Source organism: Amphibacillus xylanus NBRC 15112 (genome assembly GCF_000307165.1).
GTDB lineage: Bacteria > Bacillota > Bacilli > Bacillales > Amphibacillaceae > Amphibacillus > Amphibacillus xylanus.
Map to the genome: position 1 here is coordinate 1,660,771 of NC_018704.1, position 23,192 is coordinate 1,683,962.

25 protein-coding genes and 1 pseudogene are annotated in these 23,192 nt (G+C 33.9%); 19 read left to right on the forward strand and 7 right to left on the reverse strand.

From position 1 onward, the window contains the following. Window position 1: 1 nt before the first annotated feature. The gene (gene pdhA / locus AXY_RS08265; RefSeq protein WP_015010349.1) at window positions 2-1,084 is read right to left on the reverse strand and encodes a pyruvate dehydrogenase (acetyl-transferring) E1 component subunit alpha; all 1,083 of its coding nucleotides are present in this window, start codon (window positions 1,082-1,084) and stop codon (window positions 2-4) included. A 514-nt stretch (window positions 1,085-1,598) separates the two neighbouring features. Beyond that, window positions 1,599-2,249, reverse strand: coding sequence for a YkyA family protein (locus AXY_RS08270; protein WP_015010350.1), 651 nt, complete (start codon window positions 2,247-2,249; stop codon window positions 1,599-1,601). Window positions 2,250-2,457: 208 nt separating this feature from the next. On the opposite strand from AXY_RS08270, the gene def reads away from it, so the two are divergent. The 3 genes from def to rnjA all read left to right on the forward strand — a co-directional run bounded on the left by def (window position 2,458) and on the right by rnjA (window position 5,238). Continuing rightward, on the forward strand, window positions 2,458-3,024 hold the full coding sequence (def, locus tag AXY_RS08275; RefSeq protein ID WP_015010351.1) for a peptide deformylase: 567 nt from the start codon (window positions 2,458-2,460) through the stop codon (window positions 3,022-3,024). A gap of 334 nt (window positions 3,025-3,358) precedes the next feature. Beyond that, entirely contained in the window at window positions 3,359-3,568 is a 210-nt protein-coding gene (locus AXY_RS08280) for a DNA-dependent RNA polymerase subunit epsilon (protein ID WP_015010352.1), read from the forward strand. 2 nt (window positions 3,569-3,570) lie between these two features. Further along, window positions 3,571-5,238: a ribonuclease J1 gene (rnjA, locus tag AXY_RS08285; RefSeq protein WP_015010353.1), complete on the forward strand. Its 1,668-nt coding sequence runs from the start codon at window positions 3,571-3,573 to the stop codon at window positions 5,236-5,238. A gap of 39 nt (window positions 5,239-5,277) precedes the next feature. Here the strand turns inward: rnjA and AXY_RS08290 are convergent, their stop codons facing one another. The 3 genes from AXY_RS08290 to AXY_RS08300 all read right to left on the reverse strand — a co-directional run bounded on the left by AXY_RS08290 (window position 5,278) and on the right by AXY_RS08300 (window position 9,676). After that, window positions 5,278-5,949 carry a potassium channel family protein gene (locus tag AXY_RS08290; RefSeq protein ID WP_015010354.1) on the reverse strand — a complete coding sequence of 224 codons (672 nt, stop codon included), beginning with the start codon at window positions 5,947-5,949 and terminating at the stop codon, window positions 5,278-5,280. Window positions 5,950-6,077: 128 nt separating this feature from the next. Next, a complete protein-coding gene (locus AXY_RS08295) occupies window positions 6,078-7,907 on the reverse strand; it encodes an ABC transporter ATP-binding protein (protein WP_015010355.1) in 1,830 nt (609 codons plus the stop codon). A gap of 20 nt (window positions 7,908-7,927) precedes the next feature. Next, entirely contained in the window at window positions 7,928-9,676 is a 1,749-nt protein-coding gene (locus AXY_RS08300; RefSeq protein WP_015010356.1) for an ABC transporter ATP-binding protein, read from the reverse strand. Window positions 9,677-9,941: 265 nt separating this feature from the next. Between AXY_RS08300 and AXY_RS08305 the strand changes: the two genes are divergently transcribed. Further along, on the forward strand, window positions 9,942-10,763 hold the full coding sequence (locus AXY_RS08305) for a mechanosensitive ion channel family protein (RefSeq protein WP_015010357.1): 822 nt from the start codon (window positions 9,942-9,944) through the stop codon (window positions 10,761-10,763). Window positions 10,764-10,911: 148 nt separating this feature from the next. Here the strand turns inward: AXY_RS08305 and cbpB are convergent, their stop codons facing one another. After that, a complete protein-coding gene (cbpB, locus tag AXY_RS08310) occupies window positions 10,912-11,385 on the reverse strand; it encodes a cyclic-di-AMP-binding protein CbpB (RefSeq protein WP_015010358.1) in 474 nt (157 codons plus the stop codon). A gap of 203 nt (window positions 11,386-11,588) precedes the next feature. On the opposite strand from cbpB, the gene AXY_RS08315 reads away from it, so the two are divergent. From AXY_RS08315 to istB, 3 genes are all read left to right on the forward strand, one after another. Continuing rightward, on the forward strand, window positions 11,589-12,047 hold the full coding sequence (locus AXY_RS08315) for a YkyB family protein (protein WP_015010359.1): 459 nt from the start codon (window positions 11,589-11,591) through the stop codon (window positions 12,045-12,047). A gap of 539 nt (window positions 12,048-12,586) precedes the next feature. Beyond that, window positions 12,587-13,876: an IS21 family transposase gene (gene istA, locus AXY_RS08325; protein ID WP_015009209.1), complete on the forward strand. Its 1,290-nt coding sequence runs from the start codon at window positions 12,587-12,589 to the stop codon at window positions 13,874-13,876. Further along, on the forward strand, window positions 13,869-14,624 hold the full coding sequence (istB, locus tag AXY_RS08330) for an IS21-like element helper ATPase IstB (protein WP_015009210.1): 756 nt from the start codon (window positions 13,869-13,871) through the stop codon (window positions 14,622-14,624). The genes istA and istB overlap by 8 nt, the downstream gene beginning before the upstream one ends. Window positions 14,625-14,691: 67 nt before the next feature. Here the strand turns inward: istB and AXY_RS12590 are convergent, their stop codons facing one another. Continuing rightward, window positions 14,692-14,850, reverse strand: coding sequence for an aspartyl-phosphate phosphatase Spo0E family protein (locus AXY_RS12590; protein ID WP_015010360.1), 159 nt, complete (start codon window positions 14,848-14,850; stop codon window positions 14,692-14,694). Between the two features lie 237 nt (window positions 14,851-15,087). On the opposite strand from AXY_RS12590, the gene lepB reads away from it, so the two are divergent. From lepB to AXY_RS08380, 12 genes and pseudogenes are all read left to right on the forward strand, one after another. Beyond that, window positions 15,088-15,594 (forward strand): signal peptidase I, encoded by a 507-nt coding sequence (gene lepB, locus AXY_RS08335; protein WP_015010361.1) that lies wholly within the window; start codon window positions 15,088-15,090, stop codon window positions 15,592-15,594. Between the two features lie 17 nt (window positions 15,595-15,611). Further along, window positions 15,612-15,677: pseudogene (locus tag AXY_RS13190) on the forward strand (zinc ribbon domain-containing protein); the annotation flags it as partial. Between the two features lie 66 nt (window positions 15,678-15,743). Next, window positions 15,744-16,754: a hypothetical protein gene (locus AXY_RS08340; RefSeq protein ID WP_015010362.1), complete on the forward strand. Its 1,011-nt coding sequence runs from the start codon at window positions 15,744-15,746 to the stop codon at window positions 16,752-16,754. 18 nt (window positions 16,755-16,772) lie between these two features. After that, window positions 16,773-17,897: a S1C family serine protease gene (locus tag AXY_RS08345; protein ID WP_015010363.1), complete on the forward strand. Its 1,125-nt coding sequence runs from the start codon at window positions 16,773-16,775 to the stop codon at window positions 17,895-17,897. 34 nt (window positions 17,898-17,931) lie between these two features. Then, window positions 17,932-18,186: a hypothetical protein gene (locus AXY_RS08350; protein ID WP_041450147.1), complete on the forward strand. Its 255-nt coding sequence runs from the start codon at window positions 17,932-17,934 to the stop codon at window positions 18,184-18,186. A gap of 50 nt (window positions 18,187-18,236) precedes the next feature. Continuing rightward, window positions 18,237-18,623 carry a hypothetical protein gene (locus tag AXY_RS08355; protein WP_041450148.1) on the forward strand — a complete coding sequence of 129 codons (387 nt, stop codon included), beginning with the start codon at window positions 18,237-18,239 and terminating at the stop codon, window positions 18,621-18,623. A gap of 135 nt (window positions 18,624-18,758) precedes the next feature. Next, the gene (locus tag AXY_RS08360; RefSeq protein WP_015010366.1) at window positions 18,759-19,229 is read left to right on the forward strand and encodes a hypothetical protein; all 471 of its coding nucleotides are present in this window, start codon (window positions 18,759-18,761) and stop codon (window positions 19,227-19,229) included. A 2-nt stretch (window positions 19,230-19,231) separates the two neighbouring features. Continuing rightward, the gene (gene spoVAC / locus AXY_RS08365) at window positions 19,232-19,693 is read left to right on the forward strand and encodes a stage V sporulation protein AC (protein ID WP_015010367.1); all 462 of its coding nucleotides are present in this window, start codon (window positions 19,232-19,234) and stop codon (window positions 19,691-19,693) included. Then, complete coding sequence (spoVAD, locus tag AXY_RS08370) at window positions 19,690-20,700, forward strand: stage V sporulation protein AD (protein ID WP_015010368.1); 1,011 nt, start codon at window positions 19,690-19,692, stop codon at window positions 20,698-20,700. The genes spoVAC and spoVAD overlap by 4 nt, the downstream gene beginning before the upstream one ends. Window position 20,701: 1 nt before the next feature. Next, window positions 20,702-21,052, forward strand: coding sequence for a stage V sporulation protein AE (gene spoVAE / locus AXY_RS08375; RefSeq protein WP_015010369.1), 351 nt, complete (start codon window positions 20,702-20,704; stop codon window positions 21,050-21,052). A gap of 82 nt (window positions 21,053-21,134) precedes the next feature. Beyond that, the gene (locus AXY_RS12595) at window positions 21,135-21,374 is read left to right on the forward strand and encodes a transposase (RefSeq protein ID WP_231841338.1); all 240 of its coding nucleotides are present in this window, start codon (window positions 21,135-21,137) and stop codon (window positions 21,372-21,374) included. Between the two features lie 376 nt (window positions 21,375-21,750). Further along, a complete protein-coding gene (locus AXY_RS08380) occupies window positions 21,751-22,971 on the forward strand; it encodes an IS110 family RNA-guided transposase (protein ID WP_015009316.1) in 1,221 nt (406 codons plus the stop codon). The last annotated feature ends 221 nt before the right edge of the window (window positions 22,972-23,192 follow it).

Consider the following 23,192-nt stretch of genomic DNA (forward strand, 5'->3'; position numbering starts at 1 on the left):
TTTACTTCGACTCCTTTGCTTTATATTCTTCATACTGCTCTTTCAAGTTAAATGGAAGTTCTTCATACATGTTACTAATTAAATCAGTAACTTTTTGTTTTGGTACGTTGTCTGCTTCTTTAATCGCAGCTTTTACGTCTTCTTTTGCTTGTTCGATTACTTTATTCTCTTCTTCTTCTGACCAAAGACCTTTAGCCTCTAAGAATTTACGGAAACGAACAAGTGGATCTTTCTTCTCCCATTCGCTATCTAAATCTTTAGTACGATAACGTGTAGGATCGTCACCAGCCATTGTATGAGGTCCGTAACGATAAGTTAATGTCTCAATTAATGTTGGTCCTTCGCCTCTTACTGCACGTTCACGAGCTTCTTTAGTAGCCGCGTAAACAGCTAAGACGTCCATACCATCAACTTGAATACCTTCAATTCCAGCTGCAACAGCTTTTTGCGCTAATGTTTTTGCAGCAGTTTGTTTTTCAACTGGTGTTGAAATCGCAAAGCGGTTGTTCTGTACTACAAAGATTGCAGGTGCTTTATACGCTCCAGCAAAGTTAATCCCTTCATAGAAGTCACCTTGAGATGTTCCACCATCACCAGTATAAGTAATTGCTACTGCGTTTTTATTACGTTTTTTCATTCCGAGTGCAACACCTGCTGCTTGAACATACTGTGCACCGATAATAATCTGAGGACTGAATGCATTAACACCTTCAGGCATTTGATTCCCTACATAGTGACCTCTTGAGAATAAGAACGCTTTATATAGTGGTAATCCGTGCCAAATTAACTGAGGTACATCACGGTATCCTGGTAAAATAAAGTCATCTTTCTCCAATGCAAATTGAGTTCCTAATTGAGAAGCCTCTTGCCCAGCTGTTGGAGCATAAAAACCTAAGCGACCTTGACGGTTTAACGCAATTGATCGTTGATCTAAAATTCTCGTATAAACCATTCTTGTCATTAATTCCTTCAATTCATCGTCTGAAAGTTCTGGCATCGCTTCTTCATTTACGACCTTACCATCTTCATCCAGAATTTGAAACGTTTGAAATTGTTCTTCGATTGCATCATTAATACGTTTCAAAAGACTCACCTACCCTTTCTTTGTTTACAAAAGTTTTATTTTTTCATGTTATTGAATTAAATCATTTAAAGATTTAATGGAGAGAAAAAGTACTTACCATTACAATACCCTTCAGCAAAAGTTTTAATCTTATTTATTGTTCAAATAAAACTGTTACACTGAATCCACTTGCAATGAGTAGTACAATTAATTTCTAACCATAGTGTAGCTCATTAAATCGAAACGGTCAACACCTTTGCTCAAATATGTTTAAATATATTTAAACTAAATGGTATCGAAAGTCCAAAACTAGAAACTGTCTTAATGATTTTTATAAACTGTACCATAAAAACTAGTTGTGTATTATTACAATCGTGAATTCACACACCGAAAATATAAGCGCTTACATTTTTCTTTATTTCAATGATAGCATTAAAAGCTTTTTATATTAAAAATATGACCTGAAAATCAGATCATATTTTTAAGTTCTTAATATACTGCTGTTTACTCGTTATAAAAATTACATTAATTAATATTAGTTATATGTAATATTTAAGTCGGTTAAATTATAAAATTCTCTCTTCATACTATTAAATGATTCCGTCGCATCATTAAACGCTCCGTTTGAATCAATTATCACTTGATATTGTCCATTTACCTTTTCGATTTGTTCTGTAAACTCAGGTTCTTCTAAATCTTCTTTCTTAAGTAGCTCGTATAACTCTGTATCATAATTCAGTGATGTTTGATATGCTTCATGTAATGTCAAGTAAGCTTGATACCTTTCTTCCATCATATCTAATAACTCAATCGCAACTGCTTTAAGCTCCTCATCAACTAAACCTTCAACTAATGGTGTAATCTTATCAAATTCTTTTTTAGAATTTTCAATACTAGATAATTCAGCTTCAATCAATTCTTTTCTTTGTTCAATTGACTCAATAGCTAAATCAGCTAATTCTTTGATTTGGTCAAACTCTTCCACACTTAGCTCACTAATTTCCTGATAAATTTCCTGCTCTTTACGCTCTAATTCACTAAGTGGTTCTTGTTGTGCGACAAATTCACTTTCTAATCGTACAGATTCCTCCATATGTTGATACATTTGTTCTTCAACTGATTCTCCAGTACATGCTACTAGAAATAATGTGCTAATAAGGAATAAAATTATAGATTTATAACGCACGTTGTTGCCTCCATTCATTCTTGCTCATTGTTAATAATATATTTTAACTAAGTATAACACAATTAAAAGCGCAAGCTAAAGTATAATCATTAATAAATGTTCATGTTTTTAAAATTATGCTCTTTTTATTTATTTATGTTACACTAGGCTACAGTAAATCGACAATGATTTATAGTCAATCACAGGGAATGATTAAGGAGTGAATAAAATGATTACAATGAAAGACATCGTCCTTGAAGGGCACCCTGTTCTTACACAAGTAGCTCAAGAAGTACAATTGCCCCCTACTGAAGAGGATACAGAACTATTAAAAAAAATGTTGCAATTCCTGAAAAACAGTCAAGATGAAGAAATAGCTGAAAAATATAAATTAAGAGCTGGTGTTGGTTTAGCAGCACCACAACTTGGCCTCTCTAAACGTATGTTTGCAGTTCATTTTGAAGATTTAGACGGCAAGGTATATAGTGACGGCTATTTTAATCCAAAAATAATTAGTCATTCAGTTGAAAAAACATTCTTGTCGAGTGGAGAAGGTTGTCTGTCAGTTGAGCGTGAAGTTCCAGGCTATGTACCTCGTTACGCAAGAATTACGTTAACTGCAACAAATTTAGCTGGTGAAAAAGTCAAACTACGCTTGCGTGGTTATGCAGCAGTTGTTTTTCAACATGAATTTGATCATTTGAACGGAATTATGTTTTATGATCATATTAATAAAGAGGAACCTTTTAGCATTCCGAATAATGCAAAACCATGTGATGTCGTAGATCTTGACTAGTTATCAACTCTAATCATGTATATCTTTTTTTGATTAAGTGAAAAATATGATAAACATCGATTGTTTAGCTTTTTTAATATATAGGTTTTCAAAGTAACCATTTCATACTATACTATATATAACAGGATCGGATCGGATTATATTTAGTTTTTTTGAAAGGAACTGAATAATCATGTTAAAACGGCTAAAGGAGAAACTAAAACGAAAGTTAAGAAAATGGCTAAAACAAGACCGGGTTACGAACGCATAAATATGATCGATTAAATAAAAGTCAATAGACAGACGTACGGAATGACAATGCTATGTCACTAGGATGGAATTAAGGAGAGATTAAATGATTTTTAAAGTACTTTATCAAGATAATAAAAGTGAAGTTCCTGTAAGAGAAAATACAAGAACAATGTATTTAGAAGCAAATAACGAACGAGAAATACGAGAAGCGCTAAAAGGTCGAGAAATTAATATTGAATTTATTCAACCACTAACAGAAGAACACTTGGCCTATGAGAAATTATCTGAAGACTTTGTCGTGGAGAACCTGTAAGTATGAAATTTGTTAAAAATGATCAAACTGCAGTATTCGCAATCGGCGGTCTTGGGGAAATCGGTAAGAATACCTACGGCGTACAATTTCAAGATGAAATTATTTTAATTGACGCTGGAATTAAGTTCCCTGAAGATGATCTATTAGGTATTGACTATGTTATTCCTGATTACACTTATCTAGTTCAAAATCAAGATAAGATTAAAGGGTTATTTATTACACATGGTCACGAGGATCATATCGGTGGCATCCCTTATCTGTTGAGGGAAATTAATATCCCGATTTATGCTGGAAAATTAGCGCTCGGATTAATAAAAAACAAATTAGAAGAGCATGGATTATTGCGAAATGCAAAACTCCATACCTATAAAGAAGACGATATTATAAAATTTAGAAAGACATCAGTGACATTTTTTAGAACAACTCATAGCATTCCAGATTCCTACGGTATTGTAATTAAAACACCACCAGGAAATATCGTTCATACTGGAGATTTTAAATTTGACTTTACTCCAGTTGGAGAACCTGCTAATTTAGCCAAAATGGCACAAATCGGAAACGAAGGAGTACTTTGCTTACTATCTGATAGTACAAATAGTGAAGTACCAGGCTTTACAATGTCCGAAAGTGTAGTAGGTGAAAATATAGATGATATTTTCAATCGCGTTGACGGTCGCTTAATTTTCGCAACTTTTGCTTCAAACATTCACAGATTACAACAGATGGTTGCAAGTGCTGTTAAGCATAATCGTAAAGTTGCTGTGTTTGGCCGTAGTATGGAAGGTGCAATCGCAATTGGGCGTGAATTAGGCTATATCACCGCTCCAGATGACACCTTTATTGAAGGACATGAAATTAATCGATTACCAGCAAATGAAGTGACTATACTTTGTACAGGCTCTCAGGGAGAACCGATGGCGGCTTTATCTAGAATTGCCAATGGTACACACCGTCAGATTCAAATTATCCCTGATGACACAGTAGTCTTTTCTTCATCACCGATCCCCGGAAATACAGTAAGTGTTAGTCGAATTATCGATGCTTTATCACGTGCTGGTGCAGATGTCATTCATGGACCATTAAACAATATCCATACATCTGGACATGGTAGCCAAGAAGAGCAAAAGTTAATGCTTCGCCTATTGCGTCCTAAATTCTTCGTACCGATCCACGGAGAATATCGTATGTTAAAAGAACACACGAAATTAGCGATGGCATGTGGTGTTAAGCCTGAGCATAACTTTATTATGGATAATGGAGATGTTCTTGCTTTAACTAAAGATCATGCTGAAGTTGCTGGGAAAATACCTGCTGGAACTGTATATGTTGACGGTAGTGGTATTGGAGATATTGGTAATATCGTTTTACGAGATCGCCGTATCTTATCAGAGGAAGGTCTTGTTATCGTCGTCGTCAGCATTAATATGAAAGAATTTAAAATTGCTGCAGGCCCAGATATAATCTCAAGAGGATTTGTCTATATGCGCGAATCTGAGGATTTAATTAACGAAGCACAAAAATTAGTTAGCAAACATGTTCAAAAAATCATGGAACGTAAGACAACACAATGGTCAGAAATAAAAAATGAAATTACTGATACCATTGCACCGTTCCTATTTGAAAAAACAAAACGTCGTCCAATGATTCTTCCAATTATTATGGAAGTATAAACAAAAAGCCGAGCTCAACTGCTCGGCTTTTACTTATTTTTATTCATCAATTACTAAATGCTTTTCAAATTTTGAAATATCCTTGTCCGCTCCAATAATGATTAGTACATCCCCTGCCTCTATCTTGTCAGTTGCTAATGGAGAAATGTTCATTTTATTTGTCGCTTTTGATCTGATCGCGACAACGTTACAACCATAACGAGCACGAATGTCTAATTCAACCAACGTCTTTCCAATCATTTTTTTACTTGCTTTTATCTCAATAATACTATGCTCATTTGATAATTCTAAATGATCAAGGAAATTATTCGAGATCAGACTATGAGCAATTTTTTTCCCCATGTCTCGCTCGGGATGGATAACATGATCAGCACCTATCTTTAATAGAACTTTCTCATGGTGGTTACTCTGTGCTTTGACAGTTACCTTTTTAATCCCTAACTCTTTTAAAATTAATGTCGTTAAAATACTTGCCTGTATATCATCACCAATTGCGACAATCACATGATCGATATTTCTAATGCCAAGTTCCTTTAATGCCTTCTCATCTGTTGAATCAGCAATGACAGCGTGAGAGGCAATATGACGAAAATCATTTACCTTACTTTCCATTTTATCGATTGCTAATACTTCCATGCCTTCTGCACTTAATTCTTGACATACACTTGCACCGAAACGGCCTAGCCCGATTACTGCAAATTCTCTTTTCAAATCTATACACCTCATATAGTCTCTAATCAATAGTTGATCAATTTATACTTATCTTCGCAAAAATCCTATCGATAAGCAAGTAAAAAAAACAAAACGGTTAAAGCGGGGATACCACTTTAACCGTTCGATTATAATGCTTCAAACATATCAAATTGTGATTTAACAAGTTTATAATACTCGCCTTGTTTTTCCACTAATTGTTCATGGTTACCTTGTTCAAGAATTCGACCATTTTCTAATACAATAATATTGTCTGCTTCTCGAATTGTTGAAAGACGGTGGGCAATCATGATTGATGTTCTGCCCTTTAATAATTCTCTAAGCGCTGCTTGAATTTTCATTTCTGTTTCTGTATCAATGCTTGCAGTTGCTTCGTCTAAAATTAAGATTTTCGGATCTGCAAGGAGTGCTCTAGCAAATGATAACAATTGTCTTTCTCCAGCAGATAGGATACTTCCTCGCTCTTCTACTTCAGTATCATAGCCATTAGCTAAGCGCACGATGAAATCATGAGCTCCAACAACCTTAGCCGCTTCAATAACTTCCTCATCAGATGCACCAGGACGACCAAATCGAATATTATCCATGATAGTTCCTGAGAAAATAAATGTATCTTGTAATACTACACTGATATGCTCTCTTAAACTAGCTAGACTAACATCTCTTAAATTATGACCGTCAACATAAACTGCACCATCAGTTGGATCGTAAAATCGGCTAATTAAGTTAGCGATTGTTGATTTACCAGAACCTGTGTGTCCAACAAGTGCTACAGTTTGACCTGCTTTAACATCAATTGAAATTTCATGTAGAGCAATTCGTTCATCATCATAAGAGAATTGAACTTTATCGAATTGAATATCACCTTTAATGTCCGTTAATACAATTGGATTATCACTTTCTTTAACTGTAGGACGTTCATCTAAAAATTCAAAAATCCGTTCAGATGAAGCCATTGCTACTAACAATTGATTATAAATTTGACCTAATCGTGAAATAGGCTCCCAGAACATTCCTAGGAAGAATGCAAATGAGACAAACGTACCGATCCCCATTGAACCGTTAATAATTAATGTCGCTCCATAAGCAATTAGAATCACCGTTCCAACTGCATTACTCATTTCAATAAACGGACCGAAGTAAGCACTTTTCTTCATTGCAATTCTTTCACGTTCGAAGTTTTCTTGGTTTACACCATCAAAGTAGGCAGCATTTTCTTCTTCTTGTGCAAATGATTGTGTAATTCTCATCCCCTGTAAACTTTCATTTAAGTGAGAGTTTAATCTAGAACGAATACTTCGAACATTTTGCCATGTTCTTCTTATGTCTCGTCGAAGTTTAGTAGAGATATAAAACATGATTGGTAAAATAACTAAAACTGCTAGTGCTAACTGTGCACTTAATGAAAACAGGATAATGATAATGGCTAGTAGCATGAATGCATCCATCAAAATATTAATAATCCCGTTTGTAAATAATTCTTGTAAAGAGTTTACGTCATTTAAAATGCGAACGAGAATTGATCCCGCTGAACGTTTATCAAAGAAATCGTGAGATAAGTATTGTACATGCGTAAATAATTGTTTTCTTAAATCATGAATTGTTCGTTGACCCAAAACGTTGACGATTTTGATTCTAAAGTGGTTAGCTAAATAGTTAATAAAGTATAGTCCAACTACAATAACAATTAAATAAATTAAAAGTCGATAATCTGAATTGATAATCGCACGATCAACAACATATTGTCCGATTAAGATTGGGACAAGTAATCGAACGATCATATTAATAAAGACCGCTCCAAAAGCTGCTGGTAAAAGTGTTTTGGAATAAGGTTTAATATATTTCAACAGACGGGTCATCTGTTTCCAGTTAAAAGGTTTCTCAATTACCTCATCTTGAGGATAATAAAACCGATTTGTATAGACGTTCTTTTTCTTTTGTGCTTCTTTTTGACTCAATCATCTCACTCCTTTCTAAATTAATTAATACCTGCGATTGCTTCTCTATCTTTATATTGGATTTCATAAATTCGTTGATATGGTCCACCATTTTCAATTAATTGATCGTGTGTTCCTCTTTCGACAATCTTTCCTTCATCTAAGACTAAAATTTCATCAGCATGCTTTAATGAAGATATACGGTGTGCAATAATAAAAGTCGTTCTATCGTTCATGACCTCTTTAAGAGCTAGTTGAATACGTTGCTCTGTTTCCATATCAACAGCTGACGTTGCATCATCTAAGACTAAGATAGTCGGATCAATTAATAGCGCTCGCGCGATTGAAATCCGTTGTCTTTGGCCACCTGAAAGTCCCATACCACGCTCTCCAAGCATCGTATCATAACCTCTAGGCATTTCCATGATAAAATCGTGTGCTTGAGCTCGTTTTGCTGCTTCAATAATTTCTTCCATCGTTGCATGCGGATTACCAAATGCAATATTATCTTTAATCGTTGTTGAGAATAGGAAAGCCTCTTGGAATACGTACCCAATTTGCTTACGGATAAATGATAATGGATAATCCGTAGTCGGTCTTCCATCTAAATAAACAACACCTTCTGAAGGCTGATAGAATCTTGCCAACAATTGTGTAATACTCGTCTTCCCAGATCCAGTCGCACCGATCAAACCAACAATTTTCCCTGCAGGGACCTCGAAGTTAAGATTCTTAAGTGCTTCGTCATCATCTTCATAGTATCTTAATGTGACATCCTTAAATTCTACATGACCTTCAAGTTTATCAACTTTAACAGTATCCTCTTGATCTGTCACTGTTTCTTCTTGTTCAAGAATCTCTAACAATCGTTCTCCAGAAGCTTTTGCTTGAGAAAATTGGTTTACAATGAAACCTAAAAACATCAATGGCCCAATAATATAACTAACTAAACTGAAGAATGCAACTAGTTCACCTAATTGAAGTTTTCCTTCAATTACTAACCATCCACCAAAGATTAATAACGATACCATCGCAATATTTCCGATTAGCTCCATTAATGGGAAGTATTTAGCCCAAATGCCTGCTGTTTCAATGTTCACTTCTCGATATTTTTTATTATCGACAGTAAAGCGATTAATCTCAAAATCTTCTTTAGATAATGATTTAACTGTATTCATTCCACTAACGTTTTCTTGAATCCGTGTGTTCAAATTACCTAAAGATTTACGGACACTTCGGAATGCAGGGTGTACTCTTTGATCAAACCTCTTTACGACAACAATTAAAAACGGCATAACAGCCATTGTTAATAGCGCAAGTGGAATTGAGTAATAAAACATAACAAATAAACTTGTTACAATTAAGAATACAACACGAACAAGTTCTTTAAGACCTGCCGCTAAGAAAAACTTAAACCCTTCGACATCCATTGTGAGTCGTGACATCGTGTCACCTGTACGAGCATTATCATAATAAGTGAAAGATAGGCGTTGAAGCTTTTTGTATAAGCTATCACGCAATAAGTAAACTGATTTAATGCCAAATAAGTCACCTAAATATTGCTGCGCGAAGTTCGTAATACCTTTAATAATCATTAGTATAATAAAGCCTATTGATAAGATTGGGATTAAATTATAATTCCCCGCTGTAATGACCTCATCAATTGTTAATTGCAAGACCATTGGATAAATTACTGTAATTCCAGTAACAATTAACACAAAAAATATTGACGCAATAAAGTACTTTTTATATGGCCAATAGTATTGCTTCAATTTTTTAAAAGTTTCCATTTTGCTCCCCTCCCCAATTTCTCTTTTTCATAACTATTAATATATCGAGTTACGAAATAAATTGCTAGCCATTTCGCTTAGTTTAAGTTATATTTTTATAAAATCCGCCTTAAGGCTGAAGTTGTAGTTAATAAAATGTCCAATAGCGTTAATTACTTATCTTAGTAGACTTTTTAAGCTTGTTAGTTTTTTAATAACAGGCATCTAATTTATTGAATTCAGAGCTAAGATGCGTTATTGTTTCCATATGAAAGGAGTGTTTATTATGTCTCTTAATTTTACTTCAATGCTCGATGTCATAATTGGTACTGGACTTCGCGTTTTGATACTAATCGTAGCCTATATTGTGACAAGAACATTAGGTAATAAGCTGATTACAAAACTGTTGCACAATTCTACAAACAGACATAATTTATCCAAATCACGGTTACTAACATTGGAAAAATTAATCCTAAATATTTTTTCTTATGTATTATTATTTTTATTTATTTCAATGTTGTTCTCAATCTTCAAGGTTCCAATCGGACCACTCATCGCATCCGCCGGTGTACTTGGCTTAGCAATTGGATTCGGTGCCCAAGGATTAGTGAGTGATGTTGTGACTGGTTTCTTTATTTTATTAGAAAGACAAATTGAGGTCGGTGAATATATAACAGTTGCAGGCTACAGTGGTATTGTTGAAGAGATCGGCTTACGTACGACAAAACTCCGAAGTTTTGATGGGACATTAAATTTTATTCCCAATCGCCATATAGAAAGTGTTAGTAATCACTCACGTGGTACAATGCGTGCACTAGTAGACATTCATATTAATTATGAATCTGACCTTGATCAAACACTTAGTATACTAGACACCGTGTGTAAACAATTTCAAGCTGATCAACGATTTGTAGAAGGACCAAATGTGCTAGGCGTTAATCAGTTAGGCGAAAGAAATATAACGATTAGAATTGTCGGCCAAACTAAGAATATGGAACAATGGAGTGCAGAGCGAGATATTAGAAAAGCTGTCAAGTTAGCATTAACTAAGGATAAAATCAAAAATCCTTATCCACAGCAAACAACACGAATTATTAAAGACAATTAATTGGCGACAATACGAGACTGATACGTTTATTTTGATCAGTCTCGTATAATGTTTAAGCTAACCAAAAAATTCAATTCAAAATAAAAAAACAGGAAAGCTTGTCTCCTGCTTTAATTTGCTATCATTCATATATATAGCAATTTCTTATTCAGATTAGATCTTGTAGTTTAATTAGTTCATCTTTCTTCACGTGAAGAAACCTGTTTAATTGTTTTAATACTGCTCTTCTTGTTACTATACCATCAAAATATTGATCCTCATCTACGATACAAATAAACGCATGATCAATCAGGGCTTTTAGACATGAAAGTAAGTCTGCTGATTTATGTAAGCATGGTACATTCGTTTGCATAGCATTTTCAACTGTAGTTGTAGACAAGTTTTCTATCTCAAACCGTTCTAGGCCAAGAATTTCATTTAATATAATACTTTTTCCAATAATCCCTTTAAATCTATATTTTGAATCTAAGACTGGCACGGCCGAATATCCAGACTTCACTAATATTAACAAAGCATGCTCTAATGGGTTATTCAATTGAACATGTGCCACTTTTTCAGAAGAAATCATTAAATCCTCAGCAGTCAAATTATATAAGAGATGATCATTTTTAGTCAGTTTCATACTTCACTCCCCTTGTCTAACAAATATGACAGCGCTCATGCGTCACTCTATCTATTAGTCTACCATAAAAAAGCAGTTTAGCGAAATGAAATCAGTTATAGAGCTTTCTAGTCCGCTTGATAAAAGAGATGTAGTTAAAAACCATTTTTCATGCTAAAATAGTTTTATATTGACATTTTTTTAGTGAAAGGAGGTAAAATATTATGAGTGAAGAAATTAAAGAAATTGCCAAAGCATTGTTCGTAATTAATCGTCATGCAAAAACAGCGCTTGAACCTGAAGAACTCTATTCAATGAAGAAACAAGCAATCGAAAAACTATTGACAGAGAAACAGGCAAAAAAAATTGGTTTGCATTTTTCAAGGCAACCAAAGTTAAGTAAACAACATTCTACGTTACTTGTTCAAGTAGATAATTATTTCTTTCATATCCCCCCAAAAAAGCAGGACTTTAAGAATCAAAAGCACTTAGGTGATTTAGACCAAAGTTATCGTAACCCTAAAACGGTTATGTCCCTAAGAGAAGCAAAGAGGATTATTTGCAAATATTTAGACGTCCCCTTTGAACGACAAAAACAGGGACATCCTAAAACGACCTACTACACACCATCATTATTAGGTAGATGGAATTATTCATACTACGATAACAAGAAACGTAGATGAGCTATAAAATTCAAGTCTGTTTCCGTATTATTTTTTTGAATAATAATTGAATCGTTAAATAACTTCCTATTAAACAAAGTAGATACATGTATATTAAGTGATTAGTTTGGATGATCTGATCTTTTGTTATTAAAAAAATAATTAGGAAAGCTGTAAGATAGCTTAGCAAATTATAGCATCGATATTTAATGAGAACAAAAATAACCCTTCGCATAATTAAATACAGCAGTAAATAGCAAACTGTGAGAATTGTTAATAGAATCATTTTGTCTGTAAAGCCGATGATAATTAACTTTTGATATATCGTTTCAAACATTTGCCCTACCCCCTTAAGATTCATCATTACCAATCTTCATGACATACATACATAAATTAAAGAGCAGGGTATCAAAATTGATACCCTGCTCTTTAATTATTTAATGTTTTTATTTTATCATACTCATTTAGTATATAAATGATAGCTTAAGAATGTACAGAAATGATTAGATAAGCATGTACAGTTTCGTTCGGTTATTGCATAATATTCTGGGGTGAATATGATGCATATAAAAATTGATGTAAATACCGAAATAGAAATAAAAGAGCTTACAGACTTACCAAAATTAAAATTATTTATGGAGAGTCTGAACATGAAAATTAATAAAAGTAAATTAGCGAGAGATCTGAATGTTGATCGTAGAACAATCGATAAATACTTAAACGGTTTTCAACCAAGTCATACAAGGAAAAGAAAGTCGAAAATCGATGATTTTTATGATGTTATCAAATTGCTTCTCTCAGATGAATCACCACAGAAGTTTTACTATAAGCGAATACTTTGGCAGTATTTAAAAGATAATCATGGACTAGACTGTGCGGATTCTAGTTTCAGAGCGTATATTTCGAGAAAGCCCGAATTCCAACAATACTTTGATTCTCATAAAGGGAGATCAGACAACCAGGAAACCATCCGCTTTGAAACTCCTCCGGCTGAACAAGCTCAAGTCGATTGGAAAGAAAACATAAAGTACATCACTAGAGATGGGGAAATATTGTATGTGAATGTTTGTGTATTTCTTCTATCTTACTCGCGATTCCGGACTTACCTATTGTCGATTTCTAAATCACAAAGTGTGCTATTATCTTTCCTTACGGAAAGTTTCGAATCTATCGGTGGTGTGCCTAAAACTCTTTTAGTAGATAATATGAAAACAGTTATGGATGAGCCAAGAACGGCTTATCACCCAGGTAAAGTGAATGAGCGATTTTATCAATTCGCGAAAGATTGTGGGTTTGAAGTTAGGCCTTGTATAGCAGGAAGACCACGAACAAAAGCTAAAGTAGAAGCACCTATGAAGCTATTAGATGAGATTCATGCCTATCAAGGGAAATTTAATTATGAGGAATTACACTCTTTTGTACAGGAACTAAGCAATCGAGTAAACAGTCAATATCATCAAGGAACAGGTAAAATACCGATATTACATCTTAAAAAAGAAAGAAACCTCTTAAACCCATTACCACATAGGAAAATAAGAGATTTCTATAAGATAGATCACATACCTGTAAAAGTAAACACTTCCAATATGGTTTCATTTAAGTCCAATTTGTATTCTGTACCACCAGGATACGTTGGTAAAACCGTAGGTTTACAGGTATACGATAATAAAATTCATGTTTATTATAACACGGATTTAATTGCGGAACATCCCATAAGTAATCAAAAGATGAACTTCAAAGAAACACATTATATTGAAAGTTTATCCAAGCAACTTCACTATAAGGATGACATTGAAGAACTAGCAATAAGAAATTTATCCGCAATTAGTGAGGTGTATAAAAATGAATAGTAGCTATACGAAACTTATGGAAAATCTAAAATACCTAAAATTAAATCAAATGATGATTCATTTAGATGAAACAATCGATTTTATGAACAACAATGATTTATCTTTTGTAGATGCCCTCATTAAATTAACGGATTATGAGATTGATATGAAAGAATTTAATATGATTAAATCGATGGTAAAAGTGGCAGCCTTCCCGCATTTAAAGGAAATAAAAGACTTTGATTTCTCCTTTCAACCATCGATTAACAAAGAACAAATACTAGATTTTACATCGCTACGTTTTATTGAACAAAAGGAAAACATCGTCTTTTTAGGCTCAAGTGGAGTAGGTAAAACCCATTTAGCAACATCGATAGGAATCGCAGCAGCAAAGAAGAGAAACAGTACGTATTTTATTAAGTGCAATGACTTAATATTAAACTTAAAGAAAGCGAAACTTGAAAACCGATTAGAAACACGCTTAAAACATTACGCAAGATATAAATTACTCATCATCGATGAAATCGGTTATCTTCCAATTGATGAAGATGACGCAAAGCTCTTCTTTCAATTAATTGATATGCGTTATGAAAAGAAAAGCACCATCTTTACAACGAATGCGAGCTTTAAATCATGGGGCGAAATTTTTCAAGATCCTAGACTAGCAAATGCCATTTTGGATAGGATTCTTCACCATGCGACGGTTGTTAATATTGTAGGAGATTCTTATCGTCTCAAAGATCATATTCAAACGGAGAATAAGTCGTAAGTTCATAAAGCTATTAGGTATGGCTTCCGCCATACTCAATAGCCCAAACTTGTACATCGTTAAACAATCAAAAGTGAGCATTCTTATCTTGACATTTATATAGTAAACCATCTAACTCTCGACTAATCTCAATGGACTCTTTGCTAGAAAACCCTTTTTCTATAGCAACCTCGATCATACTACGACGCAAATTTTCAATTCTAAATAGCAAATCTGTTGCATTCAATCGAGTGACCTCCATTCTCTTCTTTCGAAATTATTGTAACATAATTATCATAAAAATGCTGATATAACACTTGCTTGTATTATATAAAATTACCTCTAGATATGATAAACTAAACATAAGATTAATAAATTTCTGAAATTTCCTTGATTTTTAGGTTAGAAATCTATTTAACAACTTTTTATCCTTTTTGTCTAGCGAATTTTACTTTTTAGAAATACACGAAGGGTTTGTTTTATCATGAAGCGAAAACGGCGTCTAAATATGTTGTCAGTAACGATCTCAGTCATCATAATTTTAACATGTTATTATACTTTTACTTTTTCTCAAGTTATCGGTCAGAGTATGTCACCAACAATTAAACATGAACAATGGATTGTTTCAAATCGGATTTCTTATTGGTTCAATCAACCAAAACGAGGCGATATTGTCGTCATTAAGCACAAAGATCAAAAGTACGTAAAACGGATTATCGGCCTACCTAATGAAACTGTCGAAATTATTGATCAACAATTGTATATTGATGATGTCCCTTACACACAAAGATTTATTACAAATAAGAGCAGCTTTTGGACTCACGACATTCCAAAAACTAAAGTTCCGAGTCATTCTTACTATGTATTAGGTGATAATCGAATAATGAGTAACGACAGTCGTTATGAGTTAGGATTTATTAATAAAGCTGACATTATTGGACGTGCTGAATTTATCATCTATCCACTATCAGATTGGAAAGTTATTCATTAAAAAGGCTGGTGATTATTATGGCATATTGCCCGAAGTGCGGGGCTTCGGTCTATTCCGAGGAAATCTTCTGTGTAAATTGCGGTGAGAAATTACCTCATGATCTTGATCAAAGATTATATACAAACAAGTGGCGCTTTAAACATTTTATAATGCCAATTACAATCTTAAGTTTGATCATCATTATCACGATAGCCATTTACACTATTTATCATTATAAATTAAATGAAGCTAAGCTTGCTTATACAAAAGCTGAGGAAGCATTATTACTATCAGACTATCAATTAGCTAATCAATATATTGATGAATCAATTGAGACTTTACCTAGATTTAACCAAGCCCAGCAACTTAAGCAATTTACTCAATTCTCTGTCGAGATTCTTGACCAATTATCTGAGACAGATTCAAATCAAGATAAGTTACGATTAATCATCCAGGCTAAAAATGATTTAGCACACTTTACTGGTGAGGCTGTCGACATCTTTAGGCAACAGCTTTTATCTACACAAGCAGAGATTCAAATCGAAATGGTAAAAGCAAGATTAGCTCAAAACCCATCAGTTGACGATTTACCGCTGCTACTTTGGGAAGCAAATAGCATTCAAGATCCTGAAGCTTATCAGCTAGTTAGACGTATTAGAGATCAACTTATCGCTCATACAACTGATCAAGCATATCAATATTTAAATAAAAACCAATTTTCCCAAGCACAGAGTATCGTCGAAAATGGATTATACTATGCCCCTAATGATCTAAAATTATCAAGCTTGCTAAACTCGATTGAAAAGGAAAAAGCAGCCTTTATTGCTACACAAGAAGAGCGATTAGAACAAGCATTTTATCAGTATGAAGTGGAACAACAAGTCAATCAAAATGAAGCAATTGAAGAACTGGAGATTGACTTTAAAGTAAATAGTGACGATCAATTAGTTGTATCAGGACAATTGAAAAGTGTAGCAACTGTTCCGATCCATGCTATTTTTGTTCACTACACATTGTTTGATGATGAATTAAATGAACTTAAATCAAATGAAATCTATGTTTATCCTGAAACATTGTATCCTGGTGAAATTGGGAAATTTGATCATATCCATTTTGATCAAGAATTAATTGATAAAACAACTAGTGTGCAAGTTACTTCTATCACTTGGTTGCTCCAATAAGATGCTGGAGGTTAGTAAATGCAAAAGCAAAAGAAAGCAACTATAATTTTTTTAAGTTTATTAATTTTAATCTTTGGACTAGCCTTCATCTTGTTCTTTATTAATAGTCTTCAAAAGCAGGATATAGATGTCGGTCAGCCATTAGTTATTTATCAAGAGCAGATCTTAGATACAGATAATTTACAGCATCTCATTCACGAAGCGCAAAAGAGTGTCGTACAAATCAATGTACAAACTCGGAACACTGAACGGGTAGGTTCTGGATTTTTATATAATTCACGTGGTGATATTATGACGAATGCACACGTCATTAAAGATGCAATCTCAATTGAAGTCACCATGTCAAATGCTGAAACATACCCTGCAGCTATTGTTGGACTAGGAGAAGATAAAGATATCGCGGTCATTAGAGTTCCGCAATTAATTAATTATCAACCCATTGAAATTGAAGCAACCGATCAGTATCAGCCAGGTACTGAAATATTAGCAGTAGGTAGTCCACTTGGCTTCCAAAATACTGTATCAATTGGGATTATCTCCGGTGTAGATCGTTCGTTTGATATTAATGGTTATAATTATGAAAATGTCTATCAAATATCTGCTAATATTACTCATGGTAATAGTGGGGGACCATTGATAAATCGTGAAACTGGAAAAGTTATTGGGATAAATTCAGCTGGGATAGAGGAAAGCGATATTGGATTTAGTATTCCGATTCCAACTATAATTGATGATGTAACTGAATGGTCAACATCGATTACAAATGATCAATTAACATTTCCAACTCGGGTCCAAAACCTAACACCAGATCCTGAGGTATTTGAAGAAGAAGCCCTTTATCTTATTGATTATTTCTTTAATAGCTTAGCAATTAATGATTATATTAATGCTTACACTTTACTAGGCAGTAGTTTACATAGTGAACTTGATTATCCTAGTTTTAGATCGAGTTACGTCCATTTTAGAAATTTAAGTTTATTAAATAGTGAAATTATAAATTCAACAAGTGAAACAATTCAACTATCTGCTTCGATCCAATACGAAGATTTAAACGATTTAAACAATCTAAAAACAGCTAAATACACATTTACAATTGGATATGAGATAGATCAATTAAAGGTTTTAATGATTGAAAAAGAGTAAAATATTTTCACCCATATGAAAGGATGTGCCCTAAATGAGAATGAGACTAATTCTCCTACTGTTAGTTATATTTTTATTTGGGTGTTCAAAAGAGGCACCAATTATCATTCAAGAGGAATCTGAATCATTAAATGAAACTTTTATTGATCTGGTTGAGGAATTTGATAAAGAAGAGCGCATTCAATATTTGGAATTTACCCTGATCGATCAACAAATCAGTTTAAATATTGACAAAATCACATTGATCAAGAGCAAGCGATACAAGAAATGCAGCTCACACAAATCGTAAAACACACTCTCGATAATGTCTTTTTACTAAGTTTTGCATGTGAAAATAAAATGTGTTCTTACCTCTTAATTAATACAGATCATGAATATTCTCAACTACTAGCTGATCAAGCGAATATTATTAAAATCAAACCTTCCCCTGATCAGTCTTATTTATTCTTTCAATTTGATCGTAAAAGTAGTCAACATCCTTGGTCAACTAGTAAACTCATTATGATTGATCTTGAAAAGTGGGAAGAGATTCCTATTGAAGTCGTTAATGAACCTTTAATGACACTTAATACGTTTCAATGGCCAATTCATGAGATTGATTGGATAAATGATTCTGAAGTTACAGTAACTATTCCTGATATTGAAACAGCCACTACAGAACATTTAACAGAGTGGTATCATTCAGAAAATAAAGCAAAAAAGACGATCACTGTCATACCTAAATAGTAAATCCATTCCATTCTAAGTTTATCATTTAGAATGGAATGGATTTTTTTATACGCTCACTCGATCGTATGATGTAATTTTCTGAATAAAAATAGGAATTATTCAAAACCTACATAGCAGAGAGGTGAGGTAAACGTGACAACTAAAAAAATTTATTACTTAACGATAGCCAGCTTATTCATTTTATTGCTTGTCGGATGTCAAAATGATCAAGCAAGTCCCCCTACGACTGAAAATCAACAAAGCATTCAAAATATTAGTTACGTTAAACAAGATGGTGATCAAATTAACGCATCCGTTCGCAGATTGTTTAAAGAAATTAACGAAATAACTAGCATCTCCAATCAGCAAGATATTCTAATGGCCATTCAAGTTAAACCATTATCGCAATTTAATGAACAAAAAACCGCTGATGAAGTAGAAGCTTATTTAAGTAATACTTATTCAGACATGGAAGTAAACGTGTCATCAGACTATAAAATATTTCTTGAAATCAATCGATTAAAAAAGAAAATTGCTCAAAAATCGTTAAGCACAAATGAGATTAATGAAGCTTTTAATTCAATTAAAACACTCATTAATCCACCGTCAGATCAGGAGGAATAGCATTGAATAAAACAAATAAACAAAACTATCAACCACTTGCATCTAAACATGAAAAACAACGACCAGTGTTAAAAAATTGTATCCGAGCTTTTTTAGTTGGTGGGACGATCTGTTTTATTGGGCAATGTATTAGCTTCTTTTACATGTATTTCTTCGATTTTACCGAGGAAACAGTTGGAGATCCAACTACTGCAACACTTATCTTTATCACAATGATTTTAACCGGATTAGGTGTCTATGATAAAATCGCACAATTTGCTGGAGCTGGAACTGCTGTACCTGTAACGGGCTTTGGTAATGCGGTCATCTCGGCTGCGATTGACCATAAGAGTGAAGGATTTGTTCAAGGTGTTGGCGGAAATATGTTTAAATTAGCTGGTTCAGTCATTCTCTTTGGAGTCTTTTCTGCATTTGTCGTCGCCTTAATTAAAACCATACTGATAAACTTAGGAGTGATTGGATGAAAATAGGTAAGCAAAGTTGGATTTTTAACGAAAAACCTGTCATATCTGCAGCGGCGACAGTAGCAGGCCCTTTTGAAGCTAACGGCAAATTGGCTAATGAAATTGATCTATTTCATAAAGATCTATATATGAATCAACCAACTTATGAACAAGCACACCAACAATTAATTGAAGATGCAACAAAATTAACTGTTCAAAAAGCGGACTTACGCTTTCAGGATATCGACTTTTTTATTAGTGGTGATTTAATCAATCAAATGACACCGACGAACTTTGCATCTCGCACACACAAAATCCCTTTTATCGGTTCCTTTAATGCTTGTGCTACTTCAGCTGGGTCCCTAGCTTTGGCCGCATTAATGGTTAATTATAAAAGTGCAAACTATGTCATTACTGGAGCAGCTAGTCACAACGCAGCGGTTGAAAAGCAATTCCGATATCCAACAGAATATGGCGCTCAAAAGCCGCCAACTGCACAGTGGACTGTTACAGGAGCAGGATTTGGTTTAGTCAGTCAGACTGGAACAGGACCTGTTGTGACAAGAGCAACAATTGGTCGAGTAATCGATTTAAATCAATCAGACCCTTTTAACATGGGTGCAGCAATGGCGCCAGCAGCCGCCGACACATTGAAAAATCATTTAAAAGATCACCAGCTAACACTAGACCACTATGATCTTATTGTTACTGGTGACTTAGGTGAAATTGGCCGAAATTTATTAATTGACATTTTAAGAAAAGAACAAATTTACCTAAAAGAAGAACAATTAATTGATGCTGGTCTTTCGATCTATAGTCAAGATCAAAATGTGTTTTCTGGTGGCAGTGGTACAGGATGCTCTGCATTGTATTTATATAGTCAGTTATATCGAAAGTTAAGTAATAAAGAGTTAAATCGGATTCTCTTTATTGCAACTGGCGCATTACTATCCCCGTTGTCAACTTTACAAAATCAATCCATTCCTGTCATAGCGCATGCAGTAGCAATTGAAAGCGAGGGTGTTTAAAATGGTTTTTCTATGGGCGTTTTTAGTCGGAGGATTCATTTGTGTTATTGGTCAGCTCATTATGGACTTATTTAAGAAGACTCCTGGATTTACATTAAGCCTGATGGTCGTTATTGGAGCCATTTTAGATGGATTTGGTTTATATGAGCCCCTAATTGATTTTGCTGGAGCTGGAGCAACAGTACCTATTACAAGCTTTGGTAACTCACTTGTACACGGTGCATTACAAGAAGCTGAAATATATGGAATTATTGGTGTTGCTACGGGAATGTTTGAAGTCACTAGTTCAGGGATTTCTGCTGCGATTATTTTCGCCATGATTGGAGCACTTATTTTCAAGCCTAAAGGCTAATAAAGTAGTAACAAAATAAAAATCAGCCAATTATCAAAAAAGATATGGCTGATTTTTTTCGGTTGTACAATATATAACGTTGGTGAGTTTGAAAACTAGTCTAAAAACTTTAAGAATACATTTACCATATATTCAGAATAGTTTTATTCACACATACGACAACGGTCGAATTGAAGGGATTAACAACAAGATCAAGGTACTAAGTAAAGTCGCATACGGTTATCGAAATTTTTATAATTTCAAGAAACGAATGATGATTCACTTCAAGTATAAATCAATAGAAACAAATTCGAGTAAAAAAATGCACAAAAACACGATATGAAGCAGCCATTTAATTTAAAAATGAAAAACAGCAGGTGAAATACACGAGACTCCTGCGGGAATAGCACGAGCTGAAGATCCACTAAGGCAAGCGCTCTATGCTTGCCTTAGTTAGCTAAAAGCCGTGCCCGCGGAAACATACTAAGATTAGTAGTACAAGACCTAGGCCAGGTTTTGTGCTACTATTTTTTTATAGTAGAAGTGAAGTAAAGCCGAATCACGCTAAGGACCTTGAGTTCGACGATCGGAAACTGGCTAACTTCACTCCCTTATTTGAATCAACTTAGTATGTTGGGTCCCCAGAGACCGTGTATAAGAAAGTGGAATCGATAAGGTAAAGTGGAGACTTCTACAAAAATATTAAGGAGGAGAAGAAAATGAGATGCGTTATTGCTTTCGACGTTAGTCGAAAGAGTAGTACCATGGCCGCTTACAACGAGCAAGGTAACTGTGAATTTGAAGGGAGGTTAATTCATTCAAAAACGGGATTCTCTAATTTAAGTAAAATCATTAAAGATCTAAGTGAAAAGAATAATTATACCTTAGAATTTGTTTTTGAAGCGACTGGAGTATATTCGGCTGCTTTAGAACGATTCTTACGAGAGAATAATCTCGTTTATTATTCTTTAAATCCTTTATTAGCACACCTTAACACCCAATCTCTAAGAAGAAACAAAACAGATATAAGTGATGCGCATCAACTGGCTAAGAATCATTTTAAAAACGATTATTTCCAAACTTATCGCGAAGATTCTTATTACGAACAGATGCGTACAATGTCACGTCGCTATGATGAGATTATGAAAGAGAAGATTCAGTACAAAAATCGACTACATGCATCATTACAATTATCTTTCCCAGACTTTGATACGGCTTTTATTAACAAATCAAAACTTTATTATAATCTTGTACAAGTATTCCCTCACCCAAACTTGATATTAAAACGATCTAAAACAGTTATTAAAAATCGTATTAAAAAATGCACTAAGAAAAACTATTCATTAAAAAAGTTAGAGGAAAGAGCAATTTTATTGATTGAAATCGCAAAGGATTCATTTCCAGCAGTTGATGAAACAGACTATTCTTGTGAGTTAGTAAGGGATTATGCCAAGAAAATATTAGAGATGGAGGAAGAGCAAGATGAAATCATTCAAAGAATGACAGAAATGTCAAAAGACCGTAAAGAATACAGGATCCTTCGGTCATTTCCCGGAATAAAAGATAAATTAGCCTGTAGAATCATAGCTGAACTAGGGGATTTAACACGTTTTAAAAATAATAAACAACTAAATGCATACGCCGGTATAGATATCGTAAGATATCAGTCTGGAAATATGGAGTATAAAGATCGTATAAATAAACGAGGTAATAGTAGACTGCGTGGTATTTTGTATTTTATGATTGTCTCAATGCTTTCTGCTAAAGGAAAACAAATAAATCATTTAGTTGATTATTATTATAAATTAAAAAAACAACCCTATAATAAGCATCATAAGGTTGCAGTAGTCGCTTGTATGAATAAATTCTTGAAAGTCGCATTTCATCTTATTCAAAACGACCTATTGTATGATTATGAGAAAGCTTCAAGCCAACAATAATCATACTATGATTTAATTATAACACAATAGACCTTGAAAAAAAGACAAAAAACACAAGGTCTATTCGAAGTGCAAAATTTTAATTAATTCCCGGAGGGGTACCCCTCCGGGAATTAATTAAAAAAAGGAATTTAAACACTTGACTAAACGTAAGAAAGCGAGTGTATTTCACCTGCGGTGAACAAGTTGTATCTTTATTAAAACTAATATAAATTTATTCT

Bases quoted from the DNA above. Each gene is read 5' to 3' on its own strand.
- def (WP_015010351.1), top strand. From the start codon at position 2,458: ATGATTACAATGAAAGACATCGTCCTTGAAGGGCACCCTGTTCTTACA.
- AXY_RS08280 (WP_015010352.1), top strand. From the start codon at position 3,359: ATGATTTTTAAAGTACTTTATCAAGATAATAAAAGTGAAGTTCCTGTA.
- rnjA (WP_015010353.1), top strand. From the start codon at position 3,571: ATGAAATTTGTTAAAAATGATCAAACTGCAGTATTCGCAATCGGCGGT.
- AXY_RS08300 (WP_015010356.1), bottom strand. From the start codon at position 9,676: ATGGAAACTTTTAAAAAATTGAAGCAATACTATTGGCCATATAAAAAG.
- AXY_RS08305 (WP_015010357.1), top strand. From the start codon at position 9,942: ATGTCTCTTAATTTTACTTCAATGCTCGATGTCATAATTGGTACTGGA.
- cbpB (WP_015010358.1), bottom strand. From the start codon at position 11,385: ATGAAACTGACTAAAAATGATCATCTCTTATATAATTTGACTGCTGAG.
- AXY_RS08315 (WP_015010359.1), top strand. From the start codon at position 11,589: ATGAGTGAAGAAATTAAAGAAATTGCCAAAGCATTGTTCGTAATTAAT.
- istA (WP_015009209.1), top strand. From the start codon at position 12,587: ATGCATATAAAAATTGATGTAAATACCGAAATAGAAATAAAAGAGCTT.
- istB (WP_015009210.1), top strand. From the start codon at position 13,869: ATGAATAGTAGCTATACGAAACTTATGGAAAATCTAAAATACCTAAAA.
- lepB (WP_015010361.1), top strand. From the start codon at position 15,088: ATGAAGCGAAAACGGCGTCTAAATATGTTGTCAGTAACGATCTCAGTC.
- AXY_RS08340 (WP_015010362.1), top strand. From the start codon at position 15,744: ATGCCAATTACAATCTTAAGTTTGATCATCATTATCACGATAGCCATT.
- AXY_RS08345 (WP_015010363.1), top strand. From the start codon at position 16,773: ATGCAAAAGCAAAAGAAAGCAACTATAATTTTTTTAAGTTTATTAATT.
- AXY_RS08350 (WP_041450147.1), top strand. From the start codon at position 17,932: ATGAGAATGAGACTAATTCTCCTACTGTTAGTTATATTTTTATTTGGG.
- AXY_RS08355 (WP_041450148.1), top strand. From the start codon at position 18,237: ATGTGTTCTTACCTCTTAATTAATACAGATCATGAATATTCTCAACTA.
- spoVAD (WP_015010368.1), top strand. From the start codon at position 19,690: ATGAAAATAGGTAAGCAAAGTTGGATTTTTAACGAAAAACCTGTCATA.
- spoVAE (WP_015010369.1), top strand. From the start codon at position 20,702: ATGGTTTTTCTATGGGCGTTTTTAGTCGGAGGATTCATTTGTGTTATT.
- AXY_RS08380 (WP_015009316.1), top strand. From the start codon at position 21,751: ATGAGATGCGTTATTGCTTTCGACGTTAGTCGAAAGAGTAGTACCATG.